Origin of the sequence: Nocardia sp. NPDC060249 (assembly GCF_042728755.1) — a bacterium.
Classification (GTDB): Bacteria; Actinomycetota; Actinomycetes; order Mycobacteriales; family Mycobacteriaceae; genus Nocardia.
This window is the reverse complement of sequence record NZ_JBHXAQ010000007.1, coordinates 191,840-216,662: the sequence shown is the minus strand read 5'-3', so window position 1 is coordinate 216,662 and position 24,823 is coordinate 191,840. Positions and strand designations below refer to the sequence as shown.

The 24,823-nt window shown below is 68.8% G+C and carries 28 protein-coding genes; 21 read left to right on the top strand and 7 right to left on the bottom strand.

The window, feature by feature from the left end:
* Window positions 1-13: 13 nt before the first annotated feature.
* The 3 genes from ACFWFP_RS24350 to ACFWFP_RS24340 are packed head-to-tail and all read left to right on the top strand — an operon-like array spanning window position 14 to window position 4,085.
* Complete coding sequence (locus tag ACFWFP_RS24350; RefSeq protein ID WP_379298617.1) at window positions 14-1,486, top strand: glutamyl-tRNA reductase; 1,473 nt, start codon at window positions 14-16, stop codon at window positions 1,484-1,486.
* Window positions 1,483-2,514, top strand: a complete 1,032-nt coding sequence (gene hemC, locus ACFWFP_RS24345) for a hydroxymethylbilane synthase (protein WP_379298615.1) — start codon at window positions 1,483-1,485, stop codon at window positions 2,512-2,514. The genes ACFWFP_RS24350 and hemC overlap by 4 nt, the downstream gene beginning before the upstream one ends.
* The gene (locus tag ACFWFP_RS24340) at window positions 2,511-4,085 is read left to right on the top strand and encodes a bifunctional uroporphyrinogen-III C-methyltransferase/uroporphyrinogen-III synthase (RefSeq protein WP_067449880.1); all 1,575 of its coding nucleotides are present in this window, start codon (window positions 2,511-2,513) and stop codon (window positions 4,083-4,085) included. The genes hemC and ACFWFP_RS24340 overlap by 4 nt, the downstream gene beginning before the upstream one ends.
* Before the next feature lie 56 nt (window positions 4,086-4,141).
* Here ACFWFP_RS24340 and ACFWFP_RS24335 read toward each other — a convergent pair whose 3' ends face one another.
* Window positions 4,142-4,420: a hypothetical protein gene (locus ACFWFP_RS24335; protein ID WP_364403472.1), complete on the bottom strand. Its 279-nt coding sequence runs from the start codon at window positions 4,418-4,420 to the stop codon at window positions 4,142-4,144.
* Between the two features lie 254 nt (window positions 4,421-4,674).
* Here ACFWFP_RS24335 and ACFWFP_RS24330 point away from each other — a divergent pair, with 254 nt between their 5' ends.
* The 5 genes from ACFWFP_RS24330 (at window position 4,675) to ACFWFP_RS24310 (ending at window position 8,157) form a co-directional block, all read left to right on the top strand.
* Window positions 4,675-5,853 (top strand): serine hydrolase domain-containing protein, encoded by a 1,179-nt coding sequence (locus ACFWFP_RS24330; protein ID WP_379298613.1) that lies wholly within the window; start codon window positions 4,675-4,677, stop codon window positions 5,851-5,853.
* A gap of 42 nt (window positions 5,854-5,895) precedes the next feature.
* The gene (gene hemB, locus ACFWFP_RS24325) at window positions 5,896-6,873 is read left to right on the top strand and encodes a porphobilinogen synthase (protein ID WP_379298611.1); all 978 of its coding nucleotides are present in this window, start codon (window positions 5,896-5,898) and stop codon (window positions 6,871-6,873) included.
* Window positions 6,870-7,382 (top strand): hypothetical protein, encoded by a 513-nt coding sequence (locus tag ACFWFP_RS24320; protein ID WP_379298609.1) that lies wholly within the window; start codon window positions 6,870-6,872, stop codon window positions 7,380-7,382. The genes hemB and ACFWFP_RS24320 overlap by 4 nt, the downstream gene beginning before the upstream one ends.
* Window positions 7,383-7,592: 210 nt before the next feature.
* Window positions 7,593-7,856, top strand: coding sequence for a hypothetical protein (locus ACFWFP_RS24315; RefSeq protein ID WP_379298607.1), 264 nt, complete (start codon window positions 7,593-7,595; stop codon window positions 7,854-7,856).
* A gap of 76 nt (window positions 7,857-7,932) precedes the next feature.
* Window positions 7,933-8,157, top strand: coding sequence for a hypothetical protein (locus ACFWFP_RS24310; RefSeq protein ID WP_143875995.1), 225 nt, complete (start codon window positions 7,933-7,935; stop codon window positions 8,155-8,157).
* Here ACFWFP_RS24310 and ACFWFP_RS24305 read toward each other — a convergent pair whose 3' ends face one another.
* Window positions 8,158-8,544: a hypothetical protein gene (locus ACFWFP_RS24305; RefSeq protein ID WP_379298605.1), complete on the bottom strand. Its 387-nt coding sequence runs from the start codon at window positions 8,542-8,544 to the stop codon at window positions 8,158-8,160. It lies immediately after the preceding gene.
* Window positions 8,545-8,751: 207 nt separating this feature from the next.
* Between ACFWFP_RS24305 and hemL the strand changes: the two genes are divergently transcribed.
* The 7 genes from hemL to ccsB all read left to right on the top strand — a co-directional run bounded on the left by hemL (window position 8,752) and on the right by ccsB (window position 15,107).
* Window positions 8,752-10,071 carry a glutamate-1-semialdehyde 2,1-aminomutase gene (gene hemL / locus ACFWFP_RS24300; RefSeq protein ID WP_379298603.1) on the top strand — a complete coding sequence of 440 codons (1,320 nt, stop codon included), beginning with the start codon at window positions 8,752-8,754 and terminating at the stop codon, window positions 10,069-10,071.
* 119 nt (window positions 10,072-10,190) lie between these two features.
* Window positions 10,191-10,808, top strand: coding sequence for a histidine phosphatase family protein (locus ACFWFP_RS24295; RefSeq protein ID WP_378943160.1), 618 nt, complete (start codon window positions 10,191-10,193; stop codon window positions 10,806-10,808).
* Window positions 10,805-11,446: a TlpA disulfide reductase family protein gene (locus ACFWFP_RS24290; protein ID WP_379298601.1), complete on the top strand. Its 642-nt coding sequence runs from the start codon at window positions 10,805-10,807 to the stop codon at window positions 11,444-11,446. Before ACFWFP_RS24295 ends, ACFWFP_RS24290 begins: the two co-directional genes overlap by 4 nt.
* Window positions 11,443-11,679, top strand: coding sequence for a hypothetical protein (locus ACFWFP_RS24285; protein WP_131816568.1), 237 nt, complete (start codon window positions 11,443-11,445; stop codon window positions 11,677-11,679). The genes ACFWFP_RS24290 and ACFWFP_RS24285 overlap by 4 nt, the downstream gene beginning before the upstream one ends.
* Window positions 11,676-12,491: a cytochrome c biogenesis CcdA family protein gene (locus ACFWFP_RS24280; RefSeq protein WP_379298599.1), complete on the top strand. Its 816-nt coding sequence runs from the start codon at window positions 11,676-11,678 to the stop codon at window positions 12,489-12,491. Before ACFWFP_RS24285 ends, ACFWFP_RS24280 begins: the two co-directional genes overlap by 4 nt.
* On the top strand, window positions 12,491-14,119 hold the full coding sequence (locus ACFWFP_RS24275; RefSeq protein WP_379298597.1) for a cytochrome c biogenesis protein ResB: 1,629 nt from the start codon (window positions 12,491-12,493) through the stop codon (window positions 14,117-14,119). Before ACFWFP_RS24280 ends, ACFWFP_RS24275 begins: the two co-directional genes overlap by 1 nt.
* 31 nt (window positions 14,120-14,150) lie before the next feature.
* Window positions 14,151-15,107, top strand: coding sequence for a c-type cytochrome biogenesis protein CcsB (gene ccsB / locus ACFWFP_RS24270; RefSeq protein ID WP_379298595.1), 957 nt, complete (start codon window positions 14,151-14,153; stop codon window positions 15,105-15,107).
* A gap of 73 nt (window positions 15,108-15,180) precedes the next feature.
* On the opposite strand, the gene ACFWFP_RS24265 is transcribed toward ccsB, so the two are convergent.
* From ACFWFP_RS24265 to ACFWFP_RS24255, 3 genes are all read right to left on the bottom strand, one after another.
* A complete protein-coding gene (locus ACFWFP_RS24265) occupies window positions 15,181-15,831 on the bottom strand; it encodes a hypothetical protein (RefSeq protein WP_379298593.1) in 651 nt (216 codons plus the stop codon).
* Between the two features lie 79 nt (window positions 15,832-15,910).
* The gene (locus tag ACFWFP_RS24260; protein WP_379298591.1) at window positions 15,911-16,102 is read right to left on the bottom strand and encodes a hypothetical protein; all 192 of its coding nucleotides are present in this window, start codon (window positions 16,100-16,102) and stop codon (window positions 15,911-15,913) included.
* Between the two features lie 114 nt (window positions 16,103-16,216).
* Complete coding sequence (locus ACFWFP_RS24255; RefSeq protein WP_056814442.1) at window positions 16,217-16,426, bottom strand: BldC family transcriptional regulator; 210 nt, start codon at window positions 16,424-16,426, stop codon at window positions 16,217-16,219.
* A gap of 164 nt (window positions 16,427-16,590) precedes the next feature.
* Between ACFWFP_RS24255 and ACFWFP_RS24250 the strand changes: the two genes are divergently transcribed.
* The 5 genes from ACFWFP_RS24250 to ACFWFP_RS24230 all read left to right on the top strand — a co-directional run bounded on the left by ACFWFP_RS24250 (window position 16,591) and on the right by ACFWFP_RS24230 (window position 19,349).
* Window positions 16,591-16,917, top strand: coding sequence for a DUF4229 domain-containing protein (locus tag ACFWFP_RS24250; protein ID WP_378991009.1), 327 nt, complete (start codon window positions 16,591-16,593; stop codon window positions 16,915-16,917).
* On the top strand, window positions 16,914-17,999 hold the full coding sequence (locus ACFWFP_RS24245) for a PLP-dependent cysteine synthase family protein (RefSeq protein WP_379298589.1): 1,086 nt from the start codon (window positions 16,914-16,916) through the stop codon (window positions 17,997-17,999). Before ACFWFP_RS24250 ends, ACFWFP_RS24245 begins: the two co-directional genes overlap by 4 nt.
* 94 nt (window positions 18,000-18,093) lie before the next feature.
* Window positions 18,094-18,315: a hypothetical protein gene (locus ACFWFP_RS24240; protein ID WP_019049431.1), complete on the top strand. Its 222-nt coding sequence runs from the start codon at window positions 18,094-18,096 to the stop codon at window positions 18,313-18,315.
* On the top strand, window positions 18,315-18,890 hold the full coding sequence (locus ACFWFP_RS24235) for a Clp protease N-terminal domain-containing protein (protein WP_379298587.1): 576 nt from the start codon (window positions 18,315-18,317) through the stop codon (window positions 18,888-18,890). Before ACFWFP_RS24240 ends, ACFWFP_RS24235 begins: the two co-directional genes overlap by 1 nt.
* Window positions 18,891-18,953: 63 nt before the next feature.
* Complete coding sequence (locus ACFWFP_RS24230) at window positions 18,954-19,349, top strand: phage holin family protein (protein WP_379298585.1); 396 nt, start codon at window positions 18,954-18,956, stop codon at window positions 19,347-19,349.
* Here ACFWFP_RS24230 and ACFWFP_RS24225 read toward each other — a convergent pair.
* The gene (locus ACFWFP_RS24225) at window positions 19,346-20,218 is read right to left on the bottom strand and encodes a 1,4-dihydroxy-2-naphthoate polyprenyltransferase (protein ID WP_379298583.1); all 873 of its coding nucleotides are present in this window, start codon (window positions 20,216-20,218) and stop codon (window positions 19,346-19,348) included. The genes ACFWFP_RS24230 and ACFWFP_RS24225 overlap by 4 nt on opposite strands.
* A 78-nt stretch (window positions 20,219-20,296) precedes the next feature.
* The gene (locus ACFWFP_RS24220; RefSeq protein ID WP_379298581.1) at window positions 20,297-20,761 is read right to left on the bottom strand and encodes an SRPBCC family protein; all 465 of its coding nucleotides are present in this window, start codon (window positions 20,759-20,761) and stop codon (window positions 20,297-20,299) included.
* Window positions 20,762-20,875: 114 nt separating this feature from the next.
* Between ACFWFP_RS24220 and ACFWFP_RS24215 the strand changes: the two genes are divergently transcribed.
* On the top strand, window positions 20,876-24,787 hold the full coding sequence (locus tag ACFWFP_RS24215) for a BTAD domain-containing putative transcriptional regulator (RefSeq protein ID WP_379298579.1): 3,912 nt from the start codon (window positions 20,876-20,878) through the stop codon (window positions 24,785-24,787).
* Window positions 24,788-24,823 lie beyond the last annotated feature (36 nt).

Sequence of the window (24,823 nt, the reverse complement as noted above, 5' to 3'; positions counted from 1 at the left end):
GCGAGGTGCGGTCATGAGTGTTCTGCTGGTAGGGATTTCGCACCGGAGCGCCCCGGTGTCGGTGCTGGAGAAGGTGGCCATCAGTGAGGCCGATCGGCCGAAGCTGGTGGATCGGCTGCTCGCCTCGAGCCACGTGTCGGAGGCGATGATCGTCTCCACCTGCAATCGGGTCGAGGTCTACGCGGTCGTCGACGCCTTCCACGGTGGACTCGGCGAGGTGAGCGAGCTGCTCACCAAGCATTCCGGACTGCCGCTGGGCGATCTCACCAAGCACGCCTACGTGCGCTACAGCGAAGCCGCGGCCGAGCATCTGTTCGCGGTCGCCAGCGGCCTGGACTCGATGGTCGTCGGCGAGCAGCAGGTGCTCAGCCAGATTCGCAGCGCCTACGCCAGCGCCGACGGTCAGCAGGCGGTCGGGCGCACCCTGCACGAGCTGGCCCAGCACGGGTTGCGGGTCGGCAAGCGGGTGCATTCGGAGACCGGAATCGACCGGGCCGGTGCCTCGGTGGTGTCGGTGGCGCTGGATCGGGCGCGCGGTGTCGTCGGCGATCTCGCCGGGCGGACCGCGGTGGTGGTCGGTGCGGGCGCGATGGGCGGGCTGGCGGTGGCACACCTGTCGCGGGCCGGGATCGGGCGCATCATCGTCGTCAACCGGACCCTCGAACGCGCCCAGCGTCTTGCCGAAACCGGGCGGGCCATGCACGGTGTCGACGCCGAGGCGGTCGAGATGTCGCGGCTCACCGAGGCCATGGCGGGCACCGATGTCGTGATCACCTGTACGGGCGCGGTCGGGTCCGTGGTGACCTTGGCCGACACCCATCGCGCGCTCGCGGGCCGGGCGCGCACCGACGCCGCCGAGCGTCCCCTGGTCTTCTGCGATCTGGGCCTGCCCCGCGATGTGGAGCACGCCGTGGCGGGCTTGCCCGGCGTCGCCGTCATCGACATCGAATCGCTGCAGCGCGATCCGGCCGCGGGTGCCGCGGCCGACGACACCGCCGCCGCGCGCGTCATCGTCGCCGACGAACTCGCCAAATACCTTGCCGGGCAACGCATGGCGGAGGTCACCCCCACGGTGGCCGCACTGCGTCAGCGTGCCGCCGATGTGGTGGAGGCCGAACTGCTCCGCCTCGATTCACGGCTGCCCGACCTGGCCGACCCGGCCCGCGACGAGGTGGCACGCACGGTGCGCCGCGTGGTCGACAAGCTGCTGCACGCGCCGACCGTGCGGGTGAAGCAGCTGGCATCGACGCCGGGCGGCGACAGCTACGCCGAAGCGTTGCGTGAGCTGTTCGAACTGAAACCTGGTGCGGTACAAGCGGTTGCCGCCCCGATGGAGGTCGCCGCGGCGGAGGCCGCGCTGGCCGACGACTTCACCGCAGGCCACCTCGGCGATGGGCCGTCACGCTTGACCGAGTCAAGACCCGACACAGGCAGCATGCGAAACCACGCAGCGCCGCTCGGGCATGCGCAGGAGGAAACCGCATGACCACGACAGTGCAGGAAGAGGACACCGTGACCGCAGGCAGCAGCAGTGCGCCGTGGCGGATCGGCACGCGCGGCAGCCTGCTCGCGCTGACACAGGCGGGCACTATCCGTGATGCGCTGATCGCGGTGGGCCAGCCCGCCGAACTGGTGGTCATCAAGACGCCGGGCGACCTGTCCTCGGACCCGGTGCAGAAGATCGGTGTCGGCGTGTTCACCTCCGCGCTGCGCGACGAGCTCGCCGCGGGCGGCATCGACATCGCGGTGCATTCCTATAAGGACCTCCCCACCGCGCAGGACCCGCGCTTCACCATCGCCGCGATCCCGCCGCGCGAGGACCCGCGCGACGCGCTGGTGGCTCGCGACGGCATGGTCCTCGGCGAACTGCCCGCCGGTGCTCGCGTCGGGACCTCGGCCCCGCGCCGTGCGGCACAGCTGCGCGCACTCGGCCTCGGCCTCGACATCCTCCCGCTGCGCGGCAATATCGACTCCCGCCTGCGCAAGGTGAGCGAGGGCGAACTCGACGCGATCGTCATCGCCCGGGCAGGCCTGTGCCGGATCGGGCGCACCGACGAGATCACCGAATCGCTCGAACCCGTGCAGATGCTGCCCGCCCCGTCGCAGGGCGCGCTCGCGGTCGAATGCCGCAGTGACGACCCGCAATTGATCGAGATACTCGCCGGGCTGGACGATGCCGCGACCAGAGCTGCGGTGCTCGCCGAGCGTTCGCTGCTCGGTGAGCTCGAGGCAGGCTGCACCGCACCGATCGGAGCGCTCGCCGAGATCGTCGAGTCGATCGACGAGGACGGCCGGATCTTCGACGAACTCTCGCTGCGCGCCTGTGCCGCCGCGATCGACGGCTCCGACGTCCTACGCGCCTCGATCGTCGGGGCGCCGAAAGACGCGGCCGAACTCGGTCGCACGCTGGCGCGCGAACTGCTGGACCTGGGTGCTCGCGCGTTGCTGAGCGTCACAGACGAACCGGCACCCACCGACTTCACTAATTCCAGCCCGATGGAGAACAACCGATGAGCAGCAGCCGAGCTACCAAGAAGCAACCAGGGCGGATCCTTTTCGTCGGATCCGGCCCCGGCGACCCGGCCCTGCTGACCGTGCGTGCCCGTGAGGTGCTCGAGCGGGCGATGCTGGCGTTCACCGACCCTGATGTCGACAAGGGCGTGCTCGCCCTGATCGGTAGCGCGGTCGAGGTGGGCGAGGACGGCGAGAGCCCGGTCGACGTGCGGCCCGCTCTCGGTGAACCCGCCGAGGTGGCCAAGACGCTGATCGCCGAGGCCCGCAACGGTCACGACGTGGTCCGCATCGTCACCGGCGACCCGCTGACCACCGACTCGGTGATCAACGAGGTCAACGCCGTCACCCGCTCGCACATGGTGTTCGAGGTGCTGCCTGGCCTGCCCAACGGCTCGGCCGTGCCCAGCTACGCGGGCATCGCGCTGGGCTCCGGGCACACCGAGGCCGATGTGCGCGGCGAGGTCGACTGGTCGGCGCTGGCCGCCGCCCCCGGCCCGCTGGTGCTGCACGCCACCTCCGGTCACCTGGCCGAGACCGCGAGCGCGCTGGTGGAACACGGTCTGGCGCCACAGACGCCGGTCGCGGTCACTGTGCGTGGCACCACTCGTCAGCAGCGCACCATCGAGGCCACGCTGGCCTCGCTGAACAACGCCGCGTCCGAGCTCGTCGGCCCGCTGGTCGTGACGGTCGGCAAGGAAGTCGACAAGCGCGCCAAGATGTCGTGGTGGGAGTCGCGTGCCCTCTACGGCTGGACCGTGCTCGTCCCGCGCACCAAGGATCAGGCGGGGGAGATGAGCGAGCGGCTCGTCACCCACGGCGCGATCCCGATCGAGGTGCCGACCATCGCGGTGGAACCGCCGCGCAGCCCCGCCCAGATGGAACGGGCGGTGAAGGGCCTGGTCGACGGGCGCTACCAGTGGGTGGTGTTCACCTCCACCAACGCGGTGCGCGCGGTGTGGGAGAAGTTCGCCGAGTTCGGTCTGGACGCCCGTGCGTTCTCCGGTGTGAAGATCGCCTGTGTGGGCGAGGCCACCGCGGAGAAGGTGCGCTCCTTCGGTATCAACCCCGAACTGGTGCCCAGCGGCGAACAGTCCTCCGAAGGTCTGCTCGCCGACTTCCCGCCCTACGACGACGTGTTCGATCCGGTGAACCGGGTGCTGCTGCCCCGCGCCGACATCGCCACCGAGACCCTGGCCGAGGGCCTGCGTGAGCGTGGCTGGGAGATCGACGACGTCACCGCCTACCGCACGGTGCGCGCTTCGCCGCCGCCCGCGGAGACCCGCGAGATGATCAAGACCGGCGGTTTCGACGCGGTCCTGTTCACCTCGTCCTCCACGGTGCGCAACCTGGTCGGCATCGCGGGCAAGCCGCACGCCCGCACCATCGTGGCCTGCATCGGCCCGAAGACCGCCGAGACCGCGATCGAGTTCGGTCTGCGGGTGGACGTGCAGCCCGAGACGGCTCAGGTCGGCCCACTGGTGGAGGCACTGGCCGAGCACGCGTCGCGCTTGCGCGCCGAGGGCCTGCTGCCGCCGCCGCGCAAGAAGAGCCGCCGCAGCAGCAGTCGCTGATCTCAGCAGATACCCCGAAAGCCCGCCCGCGACGGCGGGCTTTCGGCGTATCGGGGTCACCGGCTGTAGCGCAGCAAGGTGCGCACCAGTCGGCAGGTGGCATCCGACGGCGGGCGGATGTCGATCTTCTCGGCGGTGCGCCGGATCGTGTCGTTGGTGGCCTGATTGGGTAGGTACACACCGGAATCCAGCAGCGCGATCGTCAACCGCATGGCCTTGAGCCGACGATTGTGCGCCACGTACCAGCGGCGCGGACGGCCCGCTGGCAGCCGCTTCTTCTCGAGCGGCACGTACGGCGCGGTGATGAAAGTGGTCTGAGCGGCAATGGCATTCATTCGGCGTCCTCCCGTTGCGTTTGGGTCCCGCCCCCGATCGTCGGAACCCTCGAACACGCTTTCGATTATACCGAGGGGTACCGACAGGTTTCGTCGATCTCTCGCGGAAGCCATTGAGCTCCAGTGGGTTTCGATATTATCCACAGGTTCGCCGTGGCCGGTCGCCGACCTCGGTGAAGCGCCGCCGGTGCTGATTCGTCAGTAGCTGTCGGACCGCTGTGGTCTAGTAGCGCAAGGCAACCCGAGGAGAGGCGATGACGGTGGACGAGATCGGCAAGCGGCTCGGCGCGCACATCGCGGCGGACGAACTGCTCGGCCTTGCCTGGCTCGTGGCGACCGGAGACGACGTCGCCACCGGCGCCATCGGTCATCTCGACGCCACCCGCGCCACCCCGATACGCACCGACACGATCTTCCGGATCTCCTCGATGACCAAACCGCTCACCGCGGTCGCGGCCTCTATTCTGATCGACGACGGCGTACTCGACCCGGCCGAACCGGTCGACCGGTTGCTCCCGGAACTCGCCGGCGCGCGCGTTCTCGCGAACCCCACCGCCGACGTCACCGACACGGTCGCGGCGAACCGCCCGATCACCGTCGACGACCTGCTGACCTTCCGCCTCGGCTGGGGCATGGATTTCGCCGACTTCTCACCCAAGCCGTTCGACGCCGCCTGGAGTGACCTCGACCTCGGCTGGGGCCCGCCGACGCCCGCGCGGATGTTGCCCCCGGACACCTGGCTGCGCCGGCTCGGCACCCTGCCCCTGCAATATCAGCCCGGCGAACGCTGGCTCTATCACGTCGGCGCGTCGATCCTCGGCTTCCTGGTCGCCAGGGCAGCGGACCGGCCGCTCTCGGAATTCCTGGCCGAACGAGTTCTGCGCCCGCTCGGCATGACAGACACGGGTTTCTCCGTCCCGCCCGGCAAGCTGGCCCGATTCGGCCCGCACTACGCGGAAACAGACGGCGCCCGCACGGTCTTCGACCCCGTCGACGGTCAATGGAGCACTCCGCCCGCCTTCGAAGGGGGCGGCGACGGCCTGGTCTCCACCGTCGCCGACTACTACCGCTTCGCGCGGATGCTGCGCGACGGCGGCGAACTCGACGGCACCCGGGTGCTGTCCGAGCACGCCGTCGCGGCCATGACCACCAACCACCTCACCGCCGAGCAACTGGCCCGCGGCGGGCCCGGCCCCGGCGACAGCGCGGGGTGGGGTTACGGCGTCGGCGTCCAGTTACGCGACCAACCCGATGGCCCACGCGCAGGTGCCTACGGCTGGGCAGGCGGACTCGGCTCGACCTGGTCCAACGACGGCGCGGTGACCGCGATCCTGCTCACCAACGAAACCTGGAGTTCGGCGGGCCCCTCCCCGGTCTTCGCAACTTTCGAGCAGATTCTGGGCGAAACCGCCCGCCGTCGCGACCCGTTGTAGGCGCTGCGGCGACCATCGGGGGACAGGCGTATTCTGCGGGCTATGACCGCTTTCGACCGCCCGCGGCGGTTGCGCAGGACACCCGCATTGCGTCGACTCGTCGCCGAGACCACACTGCAGCCGCGTCAGCTGGTGCTGCCGATGTTCGTAGCCGATGGACTCGACGAGCCGCGGGAGATCAGCTCGATGCCGGGGGTGTATCAGCACTCGCTGGACTCGCTGCGCAAGGCCGCCGTGGAATCGGTGGCCGCCGGGGTGGGCGGGCTGATGCTGTTCGGGGTGCCGCTGCCCGAGGACAAGGATCCCTCCGGCAGCCAGGCCAGTGATCCGAACGGGATCCTGAACCGCGGTCTGCGCGCCCTGGCCGAAGAAGTCGGGGACGCGACGGTGATCATGGCCGACACCTGCCTCGACGAATTCACCGATCACGGTCACTGTGGGGTCATCGGCACCGATGGCGCGGTCGACAACGACGCCACCCTGCACCGCTACGTGGAGATGGCGCTGTCGCAGGCCGAAGCCGGTGCGGATCTGCTCGGAACCAGCGGCATGATGGACGGACAGGTCGGCGCGATCCGGCGCGGCCTCGACGCGGTCGGCCGCACCGACACCGCCATCCTGGCCTACGCGGCCAAGTACGCCTCGGCCTTCTACGGCCCGTTCCGTGAGGCCGTCGGCTCGTCGCTGGAGGGCGATCGCCGCACCTACCAGCAGGATCCGGCCAATCGCCGCGAATCGCTGCGCGAGCTCGACCTCGACCTCGCCGAGGGCGCCGACATCGTGATGGTGAAGCCCGCGATGTCCTACCTCGACATCCTGCGCGACGTCGCCGACCGTTCGACGGTCCCCGTCGCGGCGTATCAGATCTCCGGCGAGTACGCGATGATCACCGCCGCCGCCGAGCGTGGCTGGATCGATCGCCGGGCCTCGATCCTGGAGTCGCTGATCGGCATCCGGCGGGCAGGCGCGGACATCGTGCTCACCTACTGGGCGACCGAGGCAGCACACTGGCTGTCGTGATCGTTCCACCGAACAAACCCGAAACCCTTCCCATGCCGGAAGACGTCGGCACCGCCCGTCAACTGTGGTGGGGAATCGCCGGCCTCGGTGTCGTCTACACCTTCGCCAGCGTCATCACCATGACCGGGGAGCGCGACAAGCTCAGCAAGCAGTTCCTCGACGAGATGCACAAGTCGGATCCGAACTTCCCGGCGTCCACCGTCGATGCGATGGTGCTGGTGGCTTTCGGGCTGACCGCGCTGGTCGGCGTGCTGCTGGCCGGTGTCACCGTGGCCATCGCGCATCAGCTCGGCCGTGGCAAGAGCTGGGCGCGCACGGTGCTCACGGTCGTCGCGATCTGGCTCGGACTCGGCGCCGTCGCGACCATGTTCAGCTTCTCCGCCGTCGCCAATGCCGCGACGATCGTGGCGGGTGGCTCGGCGATCGTGCAGGGCGTGCTCGCCGCGGGGGCCGCGTTCCTCAGCTATCGGCCGGAGTCGACGAAGTACTTCCAGTCCCGCCGGAAGTGACACCACACAGTGTATGGTGAGGTTTATCACACCGGGTGAGCCGGGGAAGCGGAGGCAATGATGCGCGTGGTGATCGAGCAACCACACAGCCTGCGACGCGACCTGTTGGTCATCGGGCTGATGGTTGTGCTCACTCTCGCCGTCATCGCGCTGATTCTGCTACCGAGCCTGGTCGGCTGATTCGATCTCGCCCCTGGCAGGATCGCAGGAATGAGACGCTGGATCGCGCTGTTCGAACTCGGCTTCGCCGTGCTCTTCCTGGCCTGCGCGGTCGTCAGCTGGCGTGCCGCACGGCGCACGACCGAATTCGCCGGTACCGAGGAGCACCCCGGCTTCGTGGCGGTGCGCTACGTGCCGCCGATGCTGTTGCTCGCCTGTGCGCTGGTGATCGTGAGCGGGCTGCTGGTGATCGATGTCGTCGCCAGGTTCTACCGCGGATCTGTAGCACCGCGCGGCGTCGAACCGATGATCTAGCGGAAGCCGAATTCCGATGTGTGCGTGGGGGTTCGGGACGCGAGCTCGCACCGCGGGCTCCCTCGAGGAGGAATCGATGACCAGACTGACCGCAGGAATCTGTACCGTCGCCGCCGCGGTGGCGACGATCGCCCTGGCCGCGGCGCCCGCCCAGGCCGCCCCCGGCCTGCCGCTCACCCCGATGATCGCCGAGCCGGCCGCCGACGGTTTCGCCCCGGAGACCGGCTCGAGCGGGATCTACAACGGCATCATGTGCCAGCTGCACACGATCTCGGCCGAAGTGCCCTGCATGTACACCTGATCAGCTGGTCCACTGCTGGTAGACGTCGACGACCCGGCCGCCGCGCGTGCCGGGTGCGTTCAGGAAGACGGAGACGGTGCCGTCGGGATGGGCCGCCGCTTCCGTCACCACCTGACGCAGGGTGGCGTGGATACCGCCGTCGGCGTCGCGGTACAGGTCGGTGTCGGTGTGCAGACCCACGCCGATCCGATTGGCGGGCACGAGCATGGCGGTGATCGCCGGAATCGGCCCCGACCCGAGGGCCACGGTCTCCTCGTGGCTGAGTTGGGCACCGATCCGATCGGGCTGGGCCAGCGGTGCGAACGCGGTGGCCGAACCCGAACCGAAGAGCACTCCCGCCGCGATGAATCCCGTGCCAAGGGCAGTGCTGGTGACGCCGAAACGCATGAAATACCCTCTCGCTGATAGCTGATTTCCCTCTGGCCCAGGTGCTGAGCCGCACGGAGCGTAGTCGCAGGCCAATGGGCCTAGATCGAATTCTTTCGTCGATCGGGGCGGCGTGTCGGGCGTGTCGTCGGTGGGTCGCTGCGGTCTGGGTCACTGTGCTCCACCCTGTCGTCCGGCGTGCCGAGGCGAACTGAGACACTGGAATCCGTGAGTCTTACGCAGGTACCGGTTTCGGCCCAGCTCTTCGAGCGGGCGGCCGCCGTGATCCCGGGTGGCGTCAATTCCCCGGTTCGTGCGTTCAACTCGGTCGGCGGTACGCCACGGTTCATCACCTCCGCGAGCGGCTACACGCTCACCGACGCCGACGGCAACGACTACGTCGATCTGGTGTGCTCCTGGGGGCCGATGATCCTCGGTCACGCCCACCCCGCCGTCGTCGAGGCCGTGCAGAAGGCCGCGACGAGCGGACTGTCGTTCGGTGCGCCGACCGAGGCCGAGATCGAGCTCGCCGAAGCCATCGCCGCCCGCGTCGACCCCGTCGAGCGGGTCCGCCTGGTGAACTCCGGTACCGAGGCCACGATGAGCGCGGTCCGCTTGGCCCGCGGCTTCACCGGCCGATCCAAGATCATCAAATTCTCCGGCTGCTACCACGGCCACGTCGACGCGTTGCTGGCCGACGCGGGCTCCGGTGTCGCGACCCTCGGCCTGCCGACCTCGCCGGGCGTCACCGGCGCGCAGGCCGCCGACACCATCGTGCTGCCCTACAACGACCTCGCCGCCGTCGCCGCCGCCTTCGACGCGCACTCCGGTCAGATCGCGTGCGTCATCACCGAGGCCGCCGCGGGCAACATGGGCGCGGTCGCGCCGCTGCCCGGCTTCAACGAGGGCCTGCGCACCCTCGCCCACGACCACGGCGCGCTGCTGATCATGGACGAGGTGATGACCGGGTTCCGGGTCAGCGCGTCGGGGTGGTACGGCCACGAAGGCGTCGCCGGTGACCTCTACACCTTCGGCAAGGTGATGAGCGGTGGCCTGCCCGCCGCCGCGTTCGGCGGTCGCGCCGAGATCATGAACAACCTCGCTCCGCTCGGCCCGGTGTATCAGGCGGGCACGCTGTCCGGTAACCCCGTGGCCGTCGCGGCGGGCCTGGCGACGCTGCGTGCGGCCGACGCGCAGGTGTACGCGGCGCTGGACCGCAACGCCGACCGCCTCGGCTCGCTGTTCGCGAAAGCCCTGACAGAGGCCGGTGTCGAGCATCAAGTCCAGTTCGCAGGCAATATGGTGAGCGTGTTCTTCGCCGAGCGTCCGGTGACCGACTACGCCGCCGCCAAAGCGAGCCAGACCTGGCGTTACCCTGCCTTCTTCCACGCTCTGCTCGACGCGGGCGTGTACGCGCCGCCGAGCGCGTTCGAGGCATGGTTCGTCTCCGCGGCACTCGACGAGGACGCGTTCGACCGTATCGCCGCCGCTCTGCCCGCCGCCGCCCTCGCGGCCGCGGCCGCAACCCCCGAAGGATCCCCAGCGTGAGCTCCGACCAGCCCGACGCAGAATTCGCCCCAGTCCCGGCGGATAGCGACGAGGCGCCCCATCCTGCCCCCGCCGCCGCGCCGCCCGCCCTCGACGACGACCCGTCGAGCGTCGAAACCATCGTGCACGTGCTGCGCCACGGCGAGGTGCACAACCCGAACGGCATCCTCTACGGCCGCCTGCCCGGCTTCAGCCTCTCGGTGGCCGGTCGCTCGCAGGCCGGTGCCGTCGCGCGCTCGCTGGCCGACCACGACATCGCGATGGTGATCGCCTCCCCGCTGCAGCGCGCGCAGGAGACCGCGGCGCCGATCGCGGCCGCCCACGACCTGATCGTGCGCACCGACGAGAACCTGATCGAAGCGGGCAACACCTTCGAGGGCCTGCGCGTCTCCGTCGGTGACGGGGCCCTGCGCAAGCCGAGGCACTGGTGGAAACTGCGCGACCCGTTCACCCCGTCCTGGGGCGAGCCGTACCTGCAGATCGCTCATCGCATGCTCGCCGCGGTGAACAAGGCCCGCGTCGAGGCCGCCGGTCACGAGGTGGTGCTGGTCTCGCATCAGCTGCCCGTGTGGACGCTGCGCCGATTCCTGCAGGGGCAGCGGTTGTGGCACGACCCGCGCAACCGGCAGTGCTCGCTGGCGTCGCTGACCTCGCTGGTCTATCACGGCGACACGCTCGTCGACATCGTCTATTCCGAGCCCGCCGGGGCGTCGGATCCGTCGGTTCACGGCGCATGACACGCTTCACCTCGTCGGGAACCGCCCGTGGCCGTCGGCCGCGGGCGCTGATCGCCGTCCTGTCCGCCCTGCTGGTGATCATCGCCGCGGCGGGCTGTTCGACGGGTACCGATGCGGTAGCCACCGGCGGTGGGACCTTCGAATTCGTCTCACCCGGTGGTAAAACGGATATCTATTACGATCCGCCCGCCACGCGCGGGACGATCGGCACGCTCTCGGGGCCCGATCTGATGAACGAGGGAAAGACCGTTTCGGTCGACGATTTCCCGAACCAGATCGTGGTCGTGAACCTGTGGGGACAGTGGTGTGGCCCGTGCCGCGCCGAGTCGCCCGCTCTCGAAAAAGTCTTCGCGGCGACCAGAGATCAAGGCGTCGCGTTCCTGGGGATCAATGTCCGTGACCATCAGCGCGACAAAGCCCAGGACTTCGTAGTGGACAACAAGATCGAATACCCGTCCATCTACGACCCGTCGATGCGGACCTTGCTCGCTCTCGGCGGAAACTTTCCCACCAGTGTTATTCCGACCACGTTGATCCTGGATCGTCAGCACCGGGTCGCCGCGGTCTTCCTTCGCTCGCTATTGGCCGAAGACCTTCAGCCCGTGGTCGAGCGCATCGCCGCCGAGGAGAAGCAGTGAGCAGCCGTCGTCGTCCAGGAAATCTGACCGCGTGTCGTCCCCGTCAGGGCGCGCGCCGAATGGGTGCGGGCTGGACGGTCGATGACCGTTGGGCCGGCATCGCGACCGTGCCGCGCAGTGTCGCCGGTGCCGGTCTGTTCGATTTCGGCCCCGCTGAACCGGCCGAGACCGAGCGCACCCTGTCGTTGCCGCGCGACGAGCAGCAGGACATGGATACGGACACCGACGAGTGATTCCGCTCGCCGCAGTCGGGGATTCCTTCCAGCAGACCGCGGCATCGGGTCCGCTTCTGCTGGCGCTGGGAGCCTGCCTGCTCGCGGGCCTGGTGTCGTTCGCTTCACCGTGTGTCGTGCCGCTCGTCCCCGGCTATCTGTCGTATCTGGCCGGGCTGGTCGGTGCCGAGGCGCCGCCTGCCACCAACGCGCAGGCGAGCATACTCACCGCGCAGCGCCGTAGCGCGAAGATGCGGGTGGCCGGTGCCGCCGGGCTGTTCGTCGCCGGGTTCACGGTGGTGTTCGTGCTGGCCACGGCCACTGTTTTCGGCGTGATCCAGACCCTCAATGTGAATCGGGAACTGCTGCAGCGCATCGGCGGTGTGGTGACGATCCTGATGGGTCTGGTGTTCATCGGCCTGGTGCCCGCCCTGCAGCGCGACACGCGGATGGAGCCGCGCAGGCTCACCAGCATCCTCGGCGCGCCGCTGCTCGGCGGGGTGTTCGCGCTCGGTTGGACACCGTGCCTCGGGCCGACGCTGTCGGGTGTGATGGCGGTGTCCGCGGGGACCGAGGGCACCACCGCCGTGCGCGGGGTGACGTTGATCGTCGCCTACTGCCTCGGTCTCGGGCTGCCGTTCGTGGTGCTGGCCTTCGGGTCGGCCGGTGCGTTGCGCGGGGTCGGCTGGCTGCGGCGCAATTCGCGCACCATTCAGGTAGTAGGGGGTGTTCTGCTCGTCGCCGTCGGCGTCGCGCTGGTCACGGGGGCTTGGGACCAGTTCGTCAGCTGGGTGCGTGACGGGTTCGTCTCCGAGGTGACTCTTCCGATCTGATGACTGACACGCTGACCACTACGACCACCCCCACCCCGCCCGTCCGGCAGTCGCTGCTGGGCCGGGTCTGGGCCCTGGTCCGTAATTCCTGGCGCGGCCTCACGAGCATGCGCACCGCGCTGGTGCTGCTGTTCCTGCTCGCCCTCGCCGCGATCCCCGGCGCCCTGCTGCCGCAGCGCAGCCTCAACGCGCAGAAGGTCGACCAGTACATCGCCGACCGTCCGACGCTGGGCCCGTGGATGGACCGGTTCGAACTGTTCGACGTGTTCGGCAGCTTCTGGTTCACCGCCATCTACGTGCTGCTGTTCATCTCGCTGGTCGGTTGCATCCTGCCGCGCTGCTGGGACCACTACCGGGCTCTGCGGACCCCGCCGGTGCCCGCGCCGCGCAACCTGGGCCGGTTGCCGCACCACTTCAGCGAGACCGACGACCGGACCCCCGACGAGGTGATCGAGGCCGCCGAGGTTTCCTTGCGAGGGTGGCGGACCGAGGTTCGTCGCGGCCGGCGCGAGGGCGAGGTGACGCTGTCCGCGGAAAAGGGCTACCTGCGCGAGTTCGGCAATCTGGTGTTCCACCTGTCGCTGGTGGGGCTGCTGGTCGCGATCGCGCTGGGCAAGCTGCTGGGGTACGAGGGCAATGTCATCGTGATCGCCAACGACGGTCCCGGCTTCTGCACCACGTCGCCCGCGGTGTTCGACTCGTTCCGCGCGGGCAACACCAACGACGGCACCGGGATGACGCCGCTGTGCGTCAAGGTCAAGGACTTCAAGGCCGACTACCTGCCCACCGGCCAGGCCGAGATGTTCCACTCGAACATCGAGTACCAGGCGGGTGCCGACCTCAGCACCGACACGTGGCGCAGCACCGAGCTGCGGGTGAACCACCCGTTGCGGGTCGCCGGTGACCGCGTCTACCTGCAGGGGCACGGCTTCGCGCCGACGTTCACCGTAACCTTCCCCAACGGGCAGACCCGCACCGAGACCATCCAGTGGCGGCCCGACGACGCCCAGACCTTCCTGTCCAGCGGTGTGCTGCGCATCGACCCGCCCGGCGGCATGTACGCCACCGACGAGGAACGGCGGCAGAACCAGATCGCCATCGAAGGCCTGTTCGCGCCGACCGCGATGTTCCACGGCAGCCTGCTCACCTCGTCGTTCCCGCGGATGGACGATCCGGCGGTCGCGGTCGACGTCTACCGCGGCAATACCGGCCTGGACACCGGTCGCTCGCAGTCGCTGTTCTCGCTGGACCCGGAGATGATCAAGCAGGGTCGCTTGACCAAGGAAGCGCGGGTCAACCTGCGTCCCGGCGAGTCGACCACGTTGCCCAGCGGGGCGAAGGTCACCTTCGACGGCGCCGAGGAATTCGTGAACCTGCAGGTCTCGCACGACCCCGCCCAGCAGTGGGTGCTGGTGAGCGCGCTGACGATGATGGCCGGTCTGCTGGTGTCGCTGTTGCTGAAACGGCGGCGGATCTGGGTCCGGGCGTACCCGGCCGAGGCCGCGGCAGGTACCGTGGGTCAACGACGCACCGTAGTAGAAATGGGTGGCCTGGCCAGAAGCGATCAAGCCGGCTGGGGCGCCGAGTTCGATCGACTGCGGACACGGCTGCTGGGAGCGGAGAAGTGATGCGCGCACTCGACATGGAGACGGAATCCTGATGCAGATCGACGAAACGCTGGCACGGTACAGCGACTTCGCGTTCATGTCGGCCATGGCGATCTACGCCCTGGCCACGGTCCTGCTGATCGTGCAGTACGCCTCGGCGCGCGCCAAGCAGGTCACCGCGCGCGAACTCGTCCCCGCGGGCGACCCGGGGTTGCCCGGCCGCATCGAGACTCCGGAGGCCACACCGCTCGCCGAACGGCTGGGCAACATGGCCTTCTCGGTGCTGTTGGTCGGCGCGGCCCTGCACATCGGCTCGATCGTGCTGCGCGGCTTCGCCACTCACCGCTTCCCGCTGGGCAACATGTACGAGTTCACCACCATGGCCACCGCGGCCGCCGTGGCGATCGGCCTGATCTTCCTGCGCGACCAGCGCTACCGCGCCATGTGGGCGTTCCTGCTGGTCCCCGTGCTGATCCTGATGTTCCTGGCGGGCACGATCCTCTATGCCGACGCCGCCCCCGTTGTCCCCGCCCTTCGCTCGTTCTGGCTGCCGATCCACGTCACCATCGTCAGCATCGGCAGCGGCGTCTTCCTGGTCTCCGGCGTGGCCAGCCTGCTCTATCTGTTCCGCATGCGCCAGCCCGCGGGCGAGGAATCCACCAACATCCTCGGCTCCATCGCCCGCCGCCTCCCCGACGCCCGCACCCTCGACCAACTCGCCTACAAAACCACCATCATCGGCTTCCCTCTCTTCGGCGCGGGCGTCATCCTCGGCGCCATCTGGGCCGAAGCCGCCTGGGGCCGCTTCTGGGGCTGGGACCCCAAGGAAACCTGCTCCTTCATCGCCTGGGTCCTCTACGCGGCCTACCTGCACGCCCGAGCCACTTCCGGCTGGCGAGACACCAAGGCAGCCTGGATCAACATCGCCGGCTTCGTAGCCATGCTCTTCAACCTCTTTATCATCAACATGGTGATCAGCGGTTTGCACAGCTACGCGGGTCTGAACTAGTCGACCTGCTGGATACGTGGAAGGCCCAGAGGCTCTGAAGAGCTTCTGGGCCTTCGGTGTTCGTGGCTGCTGATCAGCAGTAGTAGCAGATCTTGTTGGCGGGGAGTTCTACGTGGCAGTTGAGGCAGACCGGTTTGCGGACCGGTTCGGGCTTGGGGATGGCTGCGACGGTGCGACGGGCGGCGGAGGGGCGTTTGACTGCTGCCTCGGCTGCTTCGGCGGTGGCCAGGTCTGCGGAGGTGGACTGGCGGATGGCGGCGACCTTCGGGGGGAGGGTGGGGAGGCCACCGTCGGCAGGGAGGTCGGTGGCGTAGTGCTGGTAGCACTGCCAGCGGGCCGCGGCGGCGTGCATCTCGAGGTCGTCGGGAATGGGCAGGCCCGCGAGTTCGAGGATGTAGCGGTAGCCGGTGCCCACGGTCTGGTTCTTGCGCACGCACAGCGCGCTCAGCGGCGGCTCGTTGTTCTGGTGACAGTGCTCGGCGACCTTGTCCAGCACGACCGGCAGCCAGTGCTGCCACTTCACCGCGGTGCGAATCCCGGATTCTTCCTGGACCAGCTCGGCCAACTCGGTGTTGACGATGAAGTTGTTGAACCGGGTAGCGGTATCGGCCAGCACTTCGTATGCGGCGCGAGTCCACTCCGACCGTGCCTCGGTGAACGTCACGGCGCTGCCGTCGGCCGCGCGCCAAGTGGTCGGGACAGAACCCTGCTGCACATCAATCACCGGAATACGTTATCTACCCAGCTCTTTCGACGCGCAACGGGGGTATGTGCGACAGCTCACGGCGACACACAATGCGAGGTCACTCGGTGGGGCCGGAGTCGTCGCGTGGTTGTTTGCCGAGGCGCCAGAGGAATTCCGGATCGTCGTCGGGGCCGAGAACCGGTCTGCGCGAGGGTGGACCGGGATTCGGGCGGGACAATTCGGGGCCGAACGCCTTCCAGCACAACACCGCGATGGCCACGATCGCGAGCAGTGCCAATAGGTACGTCACGTCGCTCACCTCCTGCTATCGAGGGTAGCCGTGTCCGCGCCGTGTGCACATCCGCAACGGGAGGGAAATTTTTGGCAAACGCGAGCCCACGGTGGGCTCGCGTCGGCCGGTGAGTCAGCGGGGTGCTGCCTCGGTGGTCAGTGATCTGAGCAACTGCAGGACCTCGGACTCGCGGAAACGGCGATGTCCGCCCGGTGTACGCAGTGAGCCGAGTCTGCCCGCATGGGCCCACCGGGTGACGGTCTTGGGATCTACGTGGAACATGGCGGCCACTTGGCCTGGTGTCAGCAGAGTGTCCTGAAGGCCGACGGTGATCGCAGTCATAGCTAACCTCTCCGTTCTCGACAGTTCCCTCATCAGTGGCGTCATCGTCGCACTGCGACCCCCATGTAGTCGAACCACCTACTGTTGGTAAAGGGGAAGTAATAGACAAAAGCCGCGAACGGGGCCGCATCGGCGACAATTCCGCCGGGGCTAGGCTGGTGGTCGTGAGTGAAGCAACAGGTCAGCAAGGTCCTGGCGCAGGGAAGCGGCTGGTACGCAATCTCGCGCTCTACACGCTGGCTCGTCTCGGGCTGGTCGTGGTGATCGCCGCGTTGATCGTAGGCGTCGCCAAGCTGATCGGTGTCGACGTGCCGGTCATCGTCGCGGCGCTGTTCGCGTTGATCGTCGCGATGCCGCTGTCGCTGACGTTGTTCAAGAAGCTGCGGGTGAAGGTGAACGAGGACATCGCCGTCGTCGACGCGCGCCGCCGCCAGGACAAGGCGCAGCTGCGGGCCCGCTTGCGGGGTGACGACGACGGCGCGTCGGCGTGAAATACCTCGATCGCAGCGCCCCGCGTGACTGGGTCGACAATGCCGTCCGGCTGATCGACGCCGACACGCAGCGCTCGGCCGACACCCACTTGCTGCGCTACCCGCTGCCCGCCGATTGGCCGGTGCAGCTCTATCTCAAGGACGAGTCGACCCACATCACCGGCAGCCTCAAGCACCGGCTGGCGCGGTCGCTGTTCCTGTACGCGATCTGCAACGGCTGGGTGACCGAGGGGACGACGGTGGTCGAGGCGTCGTCGGGGTCGACGGCGGTGAGCGAGGCCTACTTCGCGAAGCTGCTCGGTCTGGACTTCGTCGCGGTGATGCCCGCGAGCACGTCGCCGCAGAAGGTCGCGCTCATCGAAGCGCAGGGCGGCCGATGTCATTTCGTCGATCGACCACCGGAGATGTACACCGAGGCCAAGCGTCTCGCCGCCGAATCCGGCGGGCATTTCATGGATCAGTTCACCCATGCCGAGCGGGCCACCGACTGGCGTGGCAACAACAACATCGCCGAGTCCGTCTTCGAACAGCTGGCGCTGGAGAATCATCCGGTGCCGGAGTGGATCGTGGTGGGGGCGGGCACCGGCGGCACCAGTGCGACGATCGGGCGCTACATCCGGTATCGCAGGCACGCGACGCGTCTGGCCGTGGTGGATCCCGAGCATTCGGCGTTCTACGGCGGCTACGAGACGGGCGACGCGGGCTATGAGACCGGAATGCCGTCGCGCATCGAGGGGATCGGCCGTCCTCGCGTGGAGCCGTCGTTCGTCGGCCAGGTGGTCGATCGCATGATCGTGGTGCCCGACGCGGCCTCGATCGCCACCGCCCGGCATGCGAGCGCCGCGCTGGGCCGTCGCGTCGGCGGTTCGACCGGCACGAACCTGTGGGGTGCCTTCCATCTCGTCGCTGAGCTGGTCGCGGCGGGTCGCAGTGGCAGCGTGGTCACGCTGCTGTGTGACGGCGGCGACCGGTACGCGGGCACCTATTTCGACGACGACTGGGTGGCCGCCCAGGGCATGGATCTGACCGGCCCGGCCGAGATCCTCACGGAGTTCGCCTCCACCGGCCGCTGGAACGGCTGACAAACTTCTCCGCACATCCTCTCCTGGTCTGTTCACGCTCAGTGATGTCAATTTTTGTTGACAAACGCGGCAGTCGTCAACCAAAATTGACGGCATGACCGATGCGACAACTCTCGCCTCAGCGGCAGGCAACCCCGACCCCGCGGTCGGGCTGCGCGCGGTGCTCGCCCTGCGCAGGCTGGCCGACCGACTCGAAACCATCCAGGTCGCCAACGCCAGAGCCAACGGCTGGTCGTGGCAGGCCATCGCCGAGGCGCTCGAGGTGAGCAAGCAAGCGGTCCATCAGAAACACAACCGGAAAGGTGGAACCCGCTGATGTTCGAAAAATTCAGCCGCGAGGCCAGAGTCGCGGTGGTCAGCGCCCAGGACGACGCGAAGGAACTGGGCGCGAAACGGATCGGGCCGGAGCATGTTCTGCTCGGCACCCTGTCGAACGCCGAACCCGGCCTCCGTGCGGTGCTCGACGCGCACGGCATCACCGCCGACGGTGTTCGCGCCGCCCTCGCCACCCGCACGAGTGAGCCACCGCTGAGCGCCGACGACGCACAGGCCCTGCGCTCGATCGGCATCGACCTGGATGCCGTACAGGCCAGCATCGCCGAGAACTTCGGCCCGCAGGCCTGGGACCGGGCCGAACCGGAGGCCAGACGCGGCATGTTCGGCAGGCTGCTCGGCTCCGGGCACATCCCGTTCACCGGCACGGCCAAGAAGACGCTCGAACTCGCGCTGCGCGAGGCGATCCACCGCAAGGATCGCGAGATCTCCTCGACCTACCTGCTGCTCGGCATCCTGCGCGGGGCCGACCCGGCCACCATCGACCTGCTCGGCGGCCGCGACGAGGTGTCGGGTCTACGCGCCGATCTCTACGCGATGCTCGACCGCGCCGCGTGAATTCCACGGCGGGTGTGTGTCAGACCCGCCGCAATGTCCGTTTCCCGGCCTAGCATTGCGTGTATGCAACTAGCAATCCGGTTGGTCATCAACGCCATAGCCATCTGGGCCGCGGCCGCGTGGATCGACAAGATCGACGTCATCGTGCCGCCAGAGTGGTCAGCGGAGTGGGGCAACTGGGGCAAGGCTCTGGTCCTGCTCATCGTCGCGCTCGTGTTCACGGCGGTCAATGCCGTGATCAAGCCGATCGTGCAACTCCTGTCGCTGCCGTTCGTGATCCTCACGCTCGGCCTGTTCCTGCTGGTGGTGAACGCGGGGATGCTGTGGCTCACCGCCAAGATCACCGAGCTCACCGACTACGGCCTCCGCGTCGACGGCTTCTGGGCGGCGTTGTGGGGTGGCTTGATCATCACGCTGGTCAACTGGGTGCTCGGCATCCTGGTGCCCGACGGCGACTAGCCGGCCAGCCCGACGGCCAGCGCGCTCAGCGCCGACCAGGCCAGCAGGGCCAGCCCCGAGTCGCGGAGGGCGGGAATCAGTTCCAGCCCGCCCTTGCCGGTGCGCACGGGAGCGTTGGCCCGGATCGCCAGCGGCAACGCGAGCAGTCCGGCCAGCGCCCACGGTGTGCGCGCGATCAGCGCGAGGCTGATCACGAACGGCGCCGCGAGCAGCACCAGGTGCAGCGTGCGGGTGCGCGCGTCGCCGAGTTTCACCGCGAGGGTGACCTTGCCCGACTCGGTGTCGGTCGGGATGTCACGCAGGTTGTTGGCCACCAGCACCGCGCTGGAGAACGCGCCGACACCGATCGCGAGCAGCAGGCCGACCCAGTCGACCCGCAGCGCCTGCACGTACTGGGTGCCGAGCACCGCGATCAGCCCGAAGAACACGAACACGGCGATCTCGCCGAAACCGCTGTAGCCGTACGGCTTGCTGCCGCCGGTGTAGAACCAGGCGCCCGCCAGGCACAGTGCGCCGATCAGCACCAGCCACCAGGCGGTGGTCACGGCCAGCACGAGGCCGGCGACGGCGCCGATCGCCAGGCTGAGTACCGCGGCGGTGCGAACAGCCTGGGGGGAGGCCAGTTTCGAGCCGACCAGTCGCAGCGGACCGACCCGCACGTCGTCGGTGCCGCGAATGCCGTCGGAGTAGTCGTTGGCGTAGTTCACCCCGACGATCAGCGCCAGCGAAACCAGCAGCGCCAGAATCGCTTTCCACCAGACGGCCCCGTCGATGGATGCGGCAGCGCCGGTGCCCGCGAGAACCGGCGCGATCGCGTTGGGCAGCGTCCGTGGTCGGGCGCCCTCGATCCATTCCGCTGCTGTAGCCATGGTTCGAAGCCTAATCCGACACGGGCGCTGCCCGCTCCCGGAGTCCCTCGCGCACGGCCGGAGGGCGCCTGATCGCGGTCAGGCCGGGGTGGACTCGGCGATCGTCTTGAGCCGGGCCAGTCCCTTGTCGAAGTCCTTGCCGATGAGGTTGTCGATCGGGAACACCTTGCCGAGCACGCCCATCAGGCCGGAGTGGGTGCCGGTCATCTGCCAGGTCACCTCGGTGCCACCGGCCACCGGAGCGAGCGTGAAGGTGACGAAATTGGTGGCCTTGAACGGCTTCTCGAAGGTGAGCTCCACGCCGATCTCGCGTTCGGCGTCGGCCTTGATCTCCATTACGCCCGCACCGGCTTTGCGGTTGCCGCGCCAGGCGTAGCGGGCGCCGACGCCGGATTCCGGGCCGGTGTAGGTACGGGCGAGCTGCGGGTCGGCGTCTTCCCATGGCGACCACAGCCGCCACTGGTGGAAGTTGTCGATCAGTGCGTGGATCCGTGCCGGTTCAGCGGCGATGACGGTGCGCCGCGACACCTCGAAGTTGCCCATGTGCGTGAGCCTAAAGCGAGGTGGGGACAAATTCGCGGGACACAACGTCGGTGGTGTCGCGCCGGGGCACGAACCGGGAACCCGTCGCCGCCCTCGCCTACGATGACATCCGGCATGTCTGTACAGCATCGCGGCCCCGAGGGGCCGCCCTCCGAGGCACTCTCCCGCGTTGTCGTGGGGGTGCTCGGCGTGATCGCGATCCGCCGCGACGACGCCATGATCGCGCTGCCCGGCGCCCGTGCCAGGCTGCTGCTGGCCGCCCTCGCGGTGCATCCCGGCCGGGCGCGCAGTGCCCACACGCTGATCGACGAGGTATGGGGTGACCAGCCACCCCGCGCACCGATGAACGCGCTGCACACCCAGGTCTCACGGCTGCGGGCGATGCTGCCCGACGGCGCGCTGGAGATCGGGCCCGCGGGCTACCGCCTGACCTTGCCCGCCGGCAGCGTCGATCTCACCGCGGTCGCCGCGCTCGCCCGCGATGCCGATGAACATCTCGCCGCGGGAAACACCGCCGACAGCCTCGCCGCGGTCACACAGGCCCGCACCCTGTGGCGCGGTGAACCGGGCGCCGACCTCCCCGATTCCGCGCCCGCCGACGACCTGCGCGCCGCCGCCGGCGACCTGGCCCGCCGCCTCGACCACACCGAACTCACCGCCCGCGTCACCCACGGCGACATCACCGCCGCCATTCCCCTCGCCCGCGCCGCGGCCGTAGCCAACCCACTGGACGAAACCGCCCACACGACCCTCATCCGCGTCCTCGCCGCCGCGGGCCGGCCGAGCGAAGCCCTCGAGGTCTTCGCCGCCTACCGCCTACGTCTGATCGAGGAACTCGGTGCCGACCCGGGTCCCACCCTTCTCGCCCTCAACACCGCCGTCCTGCGTGGAGATCCGATCGAGCTGCCCGGAGGCGCACCACAACACCGCGTTGAATCGGGCCCGAGTATCTCGACGGCAGGCAGTCGATCCGCCGGCACATGGTCGGCGGCCGACGTCAGCGGCAACCATCCTGGTCGGCCGGGCAGTGACAACGGAAACTCCGGCGGTGGGGGAGCCGGTCCCGGGTTCGCCGACGGTGCGGGGAGCGCTCAGCGCGGTTGGTCGGCCGGTGCCACCGGAAACGGAGCCGCCGATTCTGGGTTCGCCGACGGTGCGGGGAGCGCTCAGCGCGGTTGGTCGGCCGGTGCCACCGGAAACGGAGCCGGTGATTCCGGGTTCGCCGACGGTGCGGGGAGCGCTCAGCGCGGTTGGCCGGTCGGTGCCACCGGAAACGGAGCCGGTGATTCCGGGTTCGCCGACGGTGCGGGGAGCGCTCAGCGCGGTTGGCCGGTCGGCGGCACCGGAAACGATGCCGGTGATTCCGGGTTCGCTGTCGGCGCTGGGAACACCCCCGCCGACTCGGGCAGCGCGTCCGTGCGCGCAGCTGAGGCTGAACAGGCGCATAGTGCCGATGAGCGCGGAACCGACACCCGCGATGCACTGGTGAGCGACTGGGACCGGCCGTCCTCGCCGTCGAGCAGCCCCGCACCCCGCACTGCCGTCGGACTCCGCGCCGCACCGAACGAACTGCTCGGTCGTACAGCGGATCTCGACGCGATCACCGACCTGGCACACCGCTCCAGGGTGACAACCGTCCTCGGACCGGGCGGCACCGGCAAGACCAGGGTCGCCAACGCGGTGGGTGAACGCCTGGCTCGTTCGGTACCGGTGGTGCTCGTCGAATTGGCTTCGGTGCAGCCCGAATCGGAGGTGGGCGCCGATTCGCGCACCGGTATCGAGGTCGTGATCGGGCAGGTGATGGGCCTGGGCGAGGTGATCCGTGACCCGGGTTCCCTCCGGCAGGGCAGGCAGATCGATGCGCGCACCCGGCTGCGGGAGGCGCTCGCGGCGCGGCCGATGGTGCTGATTCTGGACAATTGCGAGCACGTGATCGATGCCGCGGCCGAGGTGGTCGCCGATCTGGTCGGCAGTTGCGCCCAGCTCACCGTGCTCACCACCAGCCGCTCGCCGCTGGCGATCACCGCCGAATCCGTCTATCCCCTCGCTCCTTTGGCGATCGACGCGGCGGGTTCGCCCGCCACCGAACTGTTCTCGGCTCGCGCCCGGGCAGTGCGCCCCGACGTGCGGCTCGACCCGGATACCGTGGCCAGGTTGTGCCGCACCCTCGACGGTCTCCCGCTGGCGATCGAGCTCGCCGCCGCGCGGGTGCGCACCATGAGCGTCGCCGAGATCGAAACCAGACTCGAACATCGTTTCGCCCTGTTGCGCAGCGGTGATCGGTCCGCGCCGCATCGGCATCGCACGCTGCACGCGGTGATCGCCTGGAGCTGGAACCTTCTCGACCCCGACCAACAGGTGACCCTGCGCCGACTGAGCCGTTTCCCGGCCGGGTTCACCTTGCCGGCGGCCGAAACCGTCGCCGCGGGCCCGGATGTGGCCGCCGCGGTCGAGGGGCTGGTCGGCCAATCCCTGCTCACCGTCCTCGACGACCCCGACGGCGTCGGCATCCGCTATCGCATGCTCGAAACAGTTCGCGAGTTCGGCGCCGAACAGATCGCCGCCGTCGACGCGGCGACCGACGGCGCCGAATCCGCGCTCGTGCTCGACAGAATGTTCTGCTGGGCCAGGGAATTCACGCTGGCGTCGTTTCGCGGCTACCGCGGCGGCGAACAGGTGCGGGCAGTGCTCGCGGTGACCGCCGACCTGGACAACCTGGTCGCCGTGCTGCGCACCGCCGTCGATCGCGCCGACGCGCACACCGCCTACTCGGTTTTCCCGGTGGTCGCGATGGTCTGGGTGATGCGCGGCGCGCACCTGGAATTCACCGGGTGGGCCATGCGATTGGTCGCTCTCGTGCCGCCGCCACCGGCCTCGGGCGAGGCCGCCGACCTGCAGATGATCGCGCATCTGCTGACCTGCCTGCACATGCTGTTCCTCAAAGACGGTGGCGTCCGGGCGACGGCGATCGTGCGCATGCGCGCAAGGCGGTTGCTGACGAATCCCGATCTCGATCCGGGCTTGTCCTTCCTCGGCACGGTGATCACCGTGCAGCCCAAGCTGTTCCGGCTGGGCAGGCTGTTCGCGCGGGGCGCGCGTTCACCCCATCAGCAGGTCCGGGTCGCCGCGCTGGTGGCACGAGCCAACTTCTGGGAGAACGGCGGCAATGTCGCGGGCTCGGCCCGAGACTCCTTCCGCACGCTCGACGAGATGGATCCGGCGGAGGTGTGGGGCATGGCGACGGTGTGCCAGCACCTGGCCCAGCTGTCCGGTCAGTCCGCGCACTATGACGACGCCGTGGAGTACTACCGCCGCGCGCTGGAGTCGATGGGCAAGCTCCGCGTGCACGAAGAGATCATGGAGAGTCGCTGCTATCTGGCCGCCGCGCTGGTCGGCAGCGGCCGGCTCGAGCAGGCGCGTGCCGAACTCGACTTCGTGGTGCGAAAAGATGATTCGGGCGTGAGCCCGGTCGACGACCCCACCGTTCGCCGCAACCACCGGCTGGCGAACGCCGCCACCGCCCTCGCCGAACTCGAACTCGCCGAGGGCGATATCGACGCCGGACTCCGCCACTACCGTCGCGGACTGGAACTCCTCGGCTGGCCGGATTTCGAACCGACGCCCGGCCCCGGTTCGCTGATGGTCGCGGCGTCCACCGTGAGCGCCCATGTGCTGCACGGCCGCGCATCGGTTGCCGTCGGCCTGGTGACCGAGCTGATCGAGACCGCCGATCAGCGGTTGGCGCAGTACATCGACCTGCCGCAGATCGGTGCGGTCGCGTGCGCACTCGGCTCCTACCTGCTCACCACCGAGAACGGGCGTACCGAGGGACTCGAACTGCTCACTCTGGCAAGGACATCGAAGGCGAGACAGGACGGTCCGTCGATGGAAGTGGCCGCTCATCTCGCCCTGCACCGGAGCGTGGTGGGCGATGCCGCGATGGACGCGGCACTGCATCGCGCGGCGGGTACGCGTCGGCTCGACGCCGCGATGCGCATCATCGAGATCATCGCCGGATTGCCCTGACACGACAACGGCACCCGACCCGGTGGATCGGATGCC